This window comes from Mycobacterium sp. 1245805.9 (assembly GCF_001672915.1).
Classification (GTDB): Bacteria; Actinomycetota; Actinomycetes; order Mycobacteriales; family Mycobacteriaceae; genus Mycobacterium.
In genome coordinates, this window is record NZ_LZKR01000162.1 from 60,177 (window position 1) to 68,194 (window position 8,018).

The 8,018-nt window shown below is 69.5% G+C and carries 9 protein-coding genes; 5 read left to right on the top strand and 4 right to left on the bottom strand.

Features of this window, described 5'->3' with window-relative positions:
• Positions 1-45: 45 nt before the first annotated feature.
• Positions 46-711, bottom strand: a complete 666-nt coding sequence (gene bluB, locus A9X00_RS21980) for a 5,6-dimethylbenzimidazole synthase (protein WP_067158339.1) — start codon at positions 709-711, stop codon at positions 46-48.
• A 31-nt stretch (positions 712-742) separates the two neighbouring features.
• On the opposite strand from bluB, the gene A9X00_RS21985 reads away from it, so the two are divergent.
• On the top strand, positions 743-1,027 hold the full coding sequence (locus tag A9X00_RS21985; protein WP_067158341.1) for a hypothetical protein: 285 nt from the start codon (positions 743-745) through the stop codon (positions 1,025-1,027).
• On the opposite strand, the gene A9X00_RS21990 is transcribed toward A9X00_RS21985, so the two are convergent.
• Positions 1,011-1,493, bottom strand: a complete 483-nt coding sequence (locus tag A9X00_RS21990; protein ID WP_067158343.1) for a hypothetical protein — start codon at positions 1,491-1,493, stop codon at positions 1,011-1,013. The genes A9X00_RS21985 and A9X00_RS21990 overlap by 17 nt on opposite strands.
• Before the next feature lie 105 nt (positions 1,494-1,598).
• Here A9X00_RS21990 and A9X00_RS21995 point away from each other — a divergent pair, with 105 nt between their 5' ends.
• Positions 1,599-2,252 carry a L,D-transpeptidase gene (locus tag A9X00_RS21995; protein ID WP_067158345.1) on the top strand — a complete coding sequence of 218 codons (654 nt, stop codon included), beginning with the start codon at positions 1,599-1,601 and terminating at the stop codon, positions 2,250-2,252.
• On the opposite strand, the gene A9X00_RS22000 is transcribed toward A9X00_RS21995, so the two are convergent.
• Both A9X00_RS22000 and A9X00_RS22005 read right to left on the bottom strand, forming a co-directional pair.
• Entirely contained in the window at positions 2,245-2,718 is a 474-nt protein-coding gene (locus A9X00_RS22000; RefSeq protein ID WP_369830780.1) for a nuclear transport factor 2 family protein, read from the bottom strand. The two genes, A9X00_RS21995 and A9X00_RS22000, sit on opposite strands and share 8 nt — an antisense overlap.
• A 4-nt stretch (positions 2,719-2,722) precedes the next feature.
• Positions 2,723-3,328, bottom strand: coding sequence for a TetR/AcrR family transcriptional regulator (locus A9X00_RS22005; protein ID WP_067158349.1), 606 nt, complete (start codon positions 3,326-3,328; stop codon positions 2,723-2,725).
• A gap of 38 nt (positions 3,329-3,366) precedes the next feature.
• On the opposite strand from A9X00_RS22005, the gene A9X00_RS22010 reads away from it, so the two are divergent.
• The 3 genes from A9X00_RS22010 to A9X00_RS22020 all read left to right on the top strand — a co-directional run.
• Positions 3,367-4,593, top strand: a complete 1,227-nt coding sequence (locus tag A9X00_RS22010; RefSeq protein WP_067158351.1) for a hypothetical protein — start codon at positions 3,367-3,369, stop codon at positions 4,591-4,593.
• 155 nt (positions 4,594-4,748) lie between these two features.
• The gene (locus tag A9X00_RS22015; RefSeq protein ID WP_067158353.1) at positions 4,749-6,443 is read left to right on the top strand and encodes an Hsp70 family protein; all 1,695 of its coding nucleotides are present in this window, start codon (positions 4,749-4,751) and stop codon (positions 6,441-6,443) included.
• Positions 6,444-6,584: 141 nt separating this feature from the next.
• Positions 6,585-8,018 (top strand): hypothetical protein (locus A9X00_RS22020; protein WP_067158355.1); only part of this gene is annotated, 1,434 nt, incomplete at its 3' end.

Below are 8,018 nucleotides of genomic sequence, written 5' to 3' on the forward strand. Positions count from 1 at the left end.
CCTCGACGCGCGACGATACCCCAGCCACCAGGTTGTCGCCGGGCGTTACGATCGGCGCGATTCCCAGCGGTTCTCGGAGACGAACTCCGGCAGCGGCCGCCCGTAGGCCCACCCGTCGAGCTCGAGGGCCGGCCGGTCCGGAAATTCCGGCACCGGGCCCAGACACAGGATGGCCACCGGTTCGGCGTCGTCGGGCATCTCCAGCAGCTTCGCCAGCCGTCGCGGGTCGAACAGGGAAACCCAACCCACGCCAAGGCCTTCGGCGCGCGCGGCCAGCCACAGGTTCTGAATCGCGCACGACACCGACGCGAGGTCCATCTGCGGGAGCGTCCGGCGGCCGAACACGTGCCGGTCGCGGTCGTCGCCGAGCGCCACCACGAAGAGCTCGGCGCACTCGAGGATGCCCTCGACCTTCAGCGCCAAGAACTCCTCGGCCCGCTCCCCTAGGGCCGCGGCGGTGAGCGGCCGTTCCTCGTCGACGAGGGCGTGAATGCGGCGCCGCAGCGCGTCGTCGGTGATGCGGATGAACCGCCACGGCTGCATCAGCCCGACGCTGGGCGCGGCGTGCGCGGCCTGCAGCAACCGCCCCAGTACCTCCTCGCTGACCACGGCGCCCGGTGAGAACCGGCGCATGTCGCGGCGCTCGGAGATCACCCGATACACGGCGCGCCGCTCCTCGGGGCTGAACGCCTGATCGGTCACGCCAGCCATCGTAGGGAAAACCGGGTTAGCGTAGTGATCCATGAAGTTTTCCGACGTGCTGGACCAGCTGCCCGCCGACGGCGCCGACGGACGCGTCTACGGCCAGCCCTACGAGACCGCCGACGGGACCACCGTGATCCCCGTCGCCAAGCCGCTCGGCGTGTTCGTCGTGCACGGGGGCAAGGCGTCCTGGGTGCCCGCCGTCGACGGCAACCGGATCGCGCTGATCGGCGTGCTCACCGGCCTGTTGGCGGCGGTGATCGCCAGCCTGGCGGTGCTGCGGCAGCCGCCCTGGCCGAAGATGACGTTCACGGACTATAGGTGACGCCGACCGCCCGGAAGATGTACTCGGGCGGCATGTCGAAGGCCAGCGACCGCCGCGGCAGGCCGGCCAGCAGGTCGGCGGCGAGGGCCGCCTTGTAGTGCAGCGACAGGTGGCCGCTGAACGTCTCGTCGACCTCGCTGACGTCGACGTCGACCTGCACTCCGGTCGACGAGATCTCGACCTTGGCCGCGCCCGTTTGCGGCGCGTCCCAGCGCGCGTCGACGGTCGGCCCGGCCAGCTTCGGCAGCATGGACAGCGTGGCCAGCACCCGCTCCGAGGTGAAGGCCAGCGAACCGACATAGCTGGCGACGCTGTGCGGCAGTCGCACGCCGGGGATGATGCCGCTGAACCGCCGGGTCACCGCGACGTAGTCGGCGAGGTAGATCAGGCCCTCCGCCTCGACCTGAGCGTGCAGATCGGCGGGTAATTTGCCGATGCCGAACAACTTGCGGACGAAGACCGCCATGAATCCCAGTATGACGCTCGGCGCTCATCGGTCACGACGCAGTGACCCAACCGGGTCTAAAGCTTTACTTGACCCCGGCGTTCGCGTGGCCGGACGATTGAGTCCATGCGCCGACTGCTCGCTTCGCTGTGCGCTGCGGCGTGTCTGATGGTTACGGCCCTGGTGCTGGCGCCGGTGAGCGGCGCGGCCACGCCCTGGTTCGCGAACTCCGTCGGCAATGCCACGCAGGTGGTTTCGGTCGTCAGCACCGGCGGGTCGAACGCGAAAATGGATATCTACCAACGCACCACCGGCGGCTGGCAGGCGCTGGTGACCGGCATCCCCACCCACGTCGGTTCCGCGGGCATGGCGCCGCAGGCCCGCAGCGGGGTCCCGGCCACCCCGATGGGCGTGTACACCCTCGACTCCGCGTTCGGCACGGCGCCCAATCCCGGTGGGGGACTTCCCTATACGCAAGTCGGGCCGAACCACTGGTGGAGCGGCGACGACCACAGCCCCACCTTCAACAGCATGCAGGTCTGCCAGAAGGCGCAGTGCCCGTTCAACACGGCCGACAGCGAGAACCTGCAGATCCCGCAGTACAAGCACGCGGTCGTGATGGGCGTCAACAAGAACAAGACGCCCGGCGGCGGTGCCGCGTTCTTCTTTCACACCACCGACGGCGGGCCCACCGAGGGGTGCGTGGCGATCGACGACGCCACGCTGGTGCAGATCATCCGCTGGCTGAAGCCCGGCGCGGTGATCGCGATTACTAAGTAGCCAGCGCGCGGCCCGGCTTGATCTTGAAGTCCAAGCCCGCCAACGACATTGTGGCGTCGTAGGTCCGGTCGTAGCCGGTTCCGCTGATCTTCCAGCCGGCGTCGGTGCGCCGGTAGGTGTCGCGGTAGAAGGCCGCACCGATCAGCATGAAGTTGAGGTCGGCGACGATGACCCGGTCCTGCAGGTACCAGCTGCCCGCTGCGGTGTCGCCGTCCACGGTGATATCGGGGTGGGTCACCCGGTGCTCGGTGATGACGTTGCCGGGCAGCGATGTACGCATGTACTCGACCAGGTCGGCGCGGTTGGTGAAGTGCAGCTCGTTGCCGATCGACGGGCCGTAGTCGGCCGTGATGTCCTCGGCCAGCGTGTCGGCGAAGTCGTCCCAATGCTTCGTGTCCAGCGCGCGCAGGTAGCGGTATTTCACCTGCTTGATTGCTTCGATGTCGGCGAACTCTTGAGGGGTCATCCGGTCATTCCAGCACACGGGTGGCCATCTCGATCAGGGCGCGTCGTTCCAGGCTCCAATCGATGGCGGTCCCGGTGATCATCTGCGCCAGCACCACGCCGCGCAGGGCCGCCCAAATCACTTCGGCCACACCGGCATTGGCCGGGTCGTCGGTGATCAGCCGGCCGAGCTGGCCGATCGCGGCGTTCATCTCCATCAGGTGGCGCCGCGAGGACCCGCCCCGGGTGGCGCGCAGGATTTCGAAGGCGGCCATGGACGTCGGGCTGCTGTAACAGCTCCACGCGGTGTCGATGACGACCTCGATGCGCTCGCGCAACGGAAGCTCGCTGACGTCGGCCGACGACAGGCTGTCCACCAGCCGGGCCACCCCGTCGTCGACGACGGCCATCAGCAGGCCGTTGCGGTCCCCGAAGTGATACTGGATGACCCCCCACGTCACGCCGGCGCGCTCGGCCACGTGCTTGGCGGTCGCGGCGGCGAACCCTTCCTCCATGATGCAGCGCACGGTCTCGTCGATGATCTTGGTGCGCGTGTCGTCGCCGCGCTTGCGCGGCGCGCTGGTGCGGCGGGTAGGCGCAATGGGCCTGGAAGACGGCCTGGAAGAAAGCATTGTTGACTTTATAACATAAATCCGTCTATTTTTGGGCGGTGACCGGATCCCGATACGCGCGGTTGTCCCGCCAGGAGCTGTCCGTCCTGGTCCCCGAACTGCTCCTGATCGGTCACATGATCGACCGCTCCGGCATGGCGTGGTGCATCACGGAGTTCGGCCGCGAGGAGATGGTGCAGATCGCCATCGAGGAGTGGGCCGGTGCCAGCCCGATCTACACCAAGCGCATGCAGCGGGCGCTGAACTACGAGGGCGTCGACGTGCCCACCATCTTCAAGGGCCTGCAGCTCGACATCGGCGCGCCGCCGCAATTCATGGACTTCCGCTACACCCTGCACGACCGCTGGCACGGGGAGTTCCAGCTCGACCACTGCGGCGCGCTGCTGGACGTGGAGCCGATGGGCGACGAGTACGTCTTCGGCATGTGCCACACCATCGAGGATCCGACGTTCGACGCCACCGCAGTGGCGACCAACCCGCGCGCGCAGATGCGTCCCATCCACCGTCCCCCACGGGTGCCGGCCGACCGGCACCCCCATTGCGCGTGGACCGTCATCATCGACGAGTCCCACCCCGAAGCGCAGAGCATCCCGGCCCTGGACATCGTCCGCCAAACGCGGGCCGCCAGTTGGGAATTGGACCCGATCGACCGCGACGACGAGGGCCAGGCGGATTACTCCGGGCCGTTGCTGTCCGATTTCGACTTCGCCGCGTTCTCGCATTCGGCGCTGGTGCGCATGGCCGACGAGGTGTGCCTGCAGATGCACCTGCTGTATCTGTCGTTCGCCATCGCGGTGGGGGCGCGCGCCACCGACGAGGCCCAGGCGGCCGGCGTGTGCACCCACGGCCTGACCGGCCTGGCCGGGCTGGCATCCGAGCGCATCCACCGCGCGCTGCGATTGCCCGGGGGGATCGAGGGAACCCGACGGGTGCTCGAGCTGCACCCGCTGCTGAACCCCGCGGGCTACGTCGTCGCGGAAACGGCGCAGAACCGGCTGATCGTGCATCGGTCCCCGGCGCACGACGACGCCGCCTGGATTTCGCTGTGCTCACCGGAATCCGTGCAGCCGCTGCAGGCGATCGCCACCGCGGTCGACCCCCACCTCGAGGTACGGGTCAGCGGCACGAAGACCGACTGGACCGCCGAGCTGGTCGAAACCGACACCGCGGCAAAGGAACTGCCCGAGGTGCAGGTGGCCAAGGTCAGTCACGGATCGACATTCCAGTTCGAGCCGAGGCGTTCGCTGCCGCTCACTGTGATCTGAGCACCCGCGCTCTGTCAAGGGAATCGTCGATACCGTTTCGGTGACGACACGGCATCGACCGGATACCAATGAGGTTGTGGCCGGGCCGAATACAGCGCGTGCACGGCTATGGTTAACGCTGGCCACCGACCTCTATAGACGAAAGTTCTCGCTCTATGTACGACCCAGTGGGGTTGTCGATCGGGACCGCGAACCTGGTCGCTGCGCGTAACGGAAATTCGCCGGTTGCACGCCGTGCGGTGCTCACGCTCTATCCGCACTGCGCGCCGAAAATCGGCCTGCCCCTGGAAAATTCCGCGGTCCCTCCGCTGTCCGAGCCGGGGGTGCTGATGCGGGGCTTCGTCGAGCGCGTCGGTGACTCGGTTGCGCTGGTGTCGCCCGACGGGTCCGCTCACGACCCGGACCTGCTCATGGTGGAGGCGCTGGACGCCATGGTGGCGGCCGCCGGCGCGGACTCCGGCGCGTGCGAGATCTCCATCGCCGTCCCGGCGTACTGGAAACCCGGCACGGTGCAGGCGCTGCGCAACGGCCTACGAACGCATTTGGGCTTCGTCCGAAGCGGCATGGCGCCCCGCCTGGTTTCCGACGCGATCGCGGCGCTGACGGCGGCGAACGCGGAGCTGTGCCTCGCGGCGACGGGCGTGGTCGGCCTGCTCGATTTCGGTGGGGGCGGCACCTCGGCCACCCTGATCAGCCTCGCGGGCGACTTCGAACTCCTCACACCGACAATGCGTTACGCGGCCTTCTCCGGCGAGGAGATCGACCAGGCGTTGTTGCTCAAGGTCTTCGAAGAACTCGGGCACGGCAGCGGGATGGACCCGGCCAGCACCGCGGCGGTCGGCCAGCTCGGCCTGCTCAGGGAGCAGTGCCGCGAGGCCAAGGAGAAGCTATCCACCGAAACGGTGGTCGAATTCTCGGCCGAGCTGGGTGGTCGCCGCTGCACCATGAAGCTGACGCGCGACGAGCTGGGCGACCTGATCCAGGACCGGCTGTCCGGCTTCATCTACGCGTTCGACGAGATGCTGGCCCGCCACAAGAGGTGCTGGGCCGACCTGTCGGCGGTCGTCATGGTCGGCGGTGGCGCCAGCATTCCCCTTGTCAAGGAACGCCTTTCGGTGCACGGCCGGCGGCCTGTGGTGAGCCCGTTGGAGCCGGCGCACGCCGCCGCCGTGGGCGCGCTGCAGATCGCCTCGCGCGGCGAGCAGCTGGACCTGCGGACGCACGCTTCCATCGGCCTGCTCACGGCCGCCGCGGGCGAAATCGTGGAGTTGCCTGCCGGCGACGTGCTGGTGATCGACGACGAGGCGCTCACGGACCGCGAATTGGCCTGGTCGCAAACGGAATACGGCCCGGACATCCGGGTGCCGTACAGCCCGACGGCCTTCGACGAAGACGGCGGGTCCGGCTGGTCGATGCGCCTTAACGTGATCGAGCCGCCCAAGGAAAGCTCGTGGCGGCGGCTCCGGCTGTCGCAGTTGGTGGTAGGGATGTGTGCCGTGGTGGCCATGACCTCGATCGGCGGCGTGGCTTACACGCTGTCGGGCATCGAGAACCACCAGGCGCCGCCGGCGCCCACCGTCGCGCCGCTGCCGCCCGTCAGCTCCCTGCCGTCGAGGCCCGTGCCTCCGCCCCCGACGCCCGTGCCGCCGCCGCCCACCACGACGCCGCCCCCCACGGCCCAGACGACGACGCCCACCACGACGGTGCCGATGACGACGCAGTGGATACACGTGCCGCTGCTGCCGGTGCCGATCCCGGTCCCGGTGCCGCAAAGCCAGCCGCCGGCGCCGCCCGCGGCCCCACAGTATCCGGGGAACGCGCAGAATCCCTTCCTGAGCCCAGGGTATTGATCGACCCTGTGACCTTTCTCAATCACAACTGAATCGAACGAGCGCATCCGGCCGCACGCGAGTAGCGTGGTGTCACCCAGTCGGGCGGGGTCTGTTTTGTGGTGCCCTCTGTGAGGGTCTCCGACGACCTTGGAGGCGCAAGTGGACATTGTGCTCGGGGTGTCGATGGCACCCACGATGGTGCGGTTGGTCCTCATCGAGGGCGAGAACGCCGACGGTGTCACGGTCGAAGAGGACCGCTTCGCGGTTGCCGCCGGCGACGGCTCGGCAACCTCCGGTGCGGTCGATCAGGTAATCGCCGCGATCGCCGGGACCCGGGAAGGCGCGACCGCGAGTCACTGCCGGCTGACCTCGACGGGGGTGACTTGGACTGACCCCGCCGACGTCGGTGCGCTGCGGGACGCGATCGCCTCGCACGATGTCGGTGCGGTCATGCTGGTCTCCCCGTTGCTCGCCGCGGCCGCGTTGGCGCAGACCGTGGGTGAAGCGCTCGGTTACGAGCACATCGCGATGTTGTTCGTCGAGCACGACAGCGCGACGTTGGCGGTCGTGGAGGTGGCCGACGGTTCGATCGCCGATCTGCACCGGCAGCAGCTTCTGGGCAACGCAAGCGACGAGTTCGCCGCGATGGTGGTCGGGCTCGACCGGCGCGCCGAGGGCGTGTTCGTCGTCGGCTCCGGGACGGGGCACGGCGGCGACGTGTTCGCGATCAAGGCCGCGCTCGAGGCGGCGACCGCGCTCGACGTGATGGTGCCCGAGGAGCCGGACATGGCGCTGGCCCGCGGCGCCGCGCTGGCGTCGGCGAACGCGCCGCTGTTCGCGTCGTCGACGGCCGCCCAGGCCTACGCACTGGATCCGGGCACCGGCGAGGTGGATTCCCAAGCGGTCACGTCGACCTACCTGGACATCTGTGGCATCGCCGACCCGGGCGATGGCGCGCTGGCCTACAGCGCCCTGGAATTCGAGGCGGAGGACGGCGCGAGTTCGCGTGGCGGCGGGCCCTTCGTGCTGGCCGGCAGCGCGCTGGCCGCGGTCGCGGCCGCGGCGGCGGGCGTCATGGTGATTTCGCTGGCCTCGGACACGCATCCCGTCCCGGCCGCGCAGCCCACCCCGGGCGCCGTCGCCCCGGCGAGTCGGGTGCCGCAGCCGGAGGCGCAGGCGCCCGCGGTCGCCCCGCCGGCGCCGCCCGCTCCGGCGCCGGTGGTCCAGCAGGCGCCGGTGCCTCAGGCGCAGGCGCCGGTCAACGTGGCGCCCGCGCCGCCGCCCCGCCGCGCACCCGTCCGGCGCGCTCCGGAATCGGCGCCGCCCCCGGTGCAGCAGGCGCCGGCACCGCCACCGGCCGCCCCGCCGCCTGAGCAGGTCGCGGCGCCCGCGCCCCCGCCGCCGTATCAGCGGCCGCCGCTGACGCTGTACCTGCACTTCCCGTTCTTCACCGTGCCGGTTCCCATCAACCCGCCACTGCCCTCGACCACCTCGCGCAGCCCCTCGCGGAGCCCCCGCCCGACGAGGACCCGAACGCCGACGCCCTCGACGACGCCCACCGCGCCGCCCCGCGGCAAGCTCAGCATCTCGGGC

Bases quoted from the DNA above. Each gene is read 5' to 3' on its own strand.
- A9X00_RS22015 (WP_067158353.1), top strand. From the start codon at position 4,749: ATGTACGACCCAGTGGGGTTGTCGATCGGGACCGCGAACCTGGTCGCT.
- bluB (WP_067158339.1), bottom strand. From the start codon at position 711: ATGGCTGGCGTGACCGATCAGGCGTTCAGCCCCGAGGAGCGGCGCGCC.
- A9X00_RS21990 (WP_067158343.1), bottom strand. From the start codon at position 1,493: ATGGCGGTCTTCGTCCGCAAGTTGTTCGGCATCGGCAAATTACCCGCC.
- A9X00_RS21985 (WP_067158341.1), top strand. From the start codon at position 743: ATGAAGTTTTCCGACGTGCTGGACCAGCTGCCCGCCGACGGCGCCGAC.
- A9X00_RS21995 (WP_067158345.1), top strand. From the start codon at position 1,599: ATGCGCCGACTGCTCGCTTCGCTGTGCGCTGCGGCGTGTCTGATGGTT.
- A9X00_RS22000 (WP_369830780.1), bottom strand. From the start codon at position 2,718: ATGACCCCTCAAGAGTTCGCCGACATCGAAGCAATCAAGCAGGTGAAA.
- A9X00_RS22005 (WP_067158349.1), bottom strand. From the start codon at position 3,328: ATGCTTTCTTCCAGGCCGTCTTCCAGGCCCATTGCGCCTACCCGCCGC.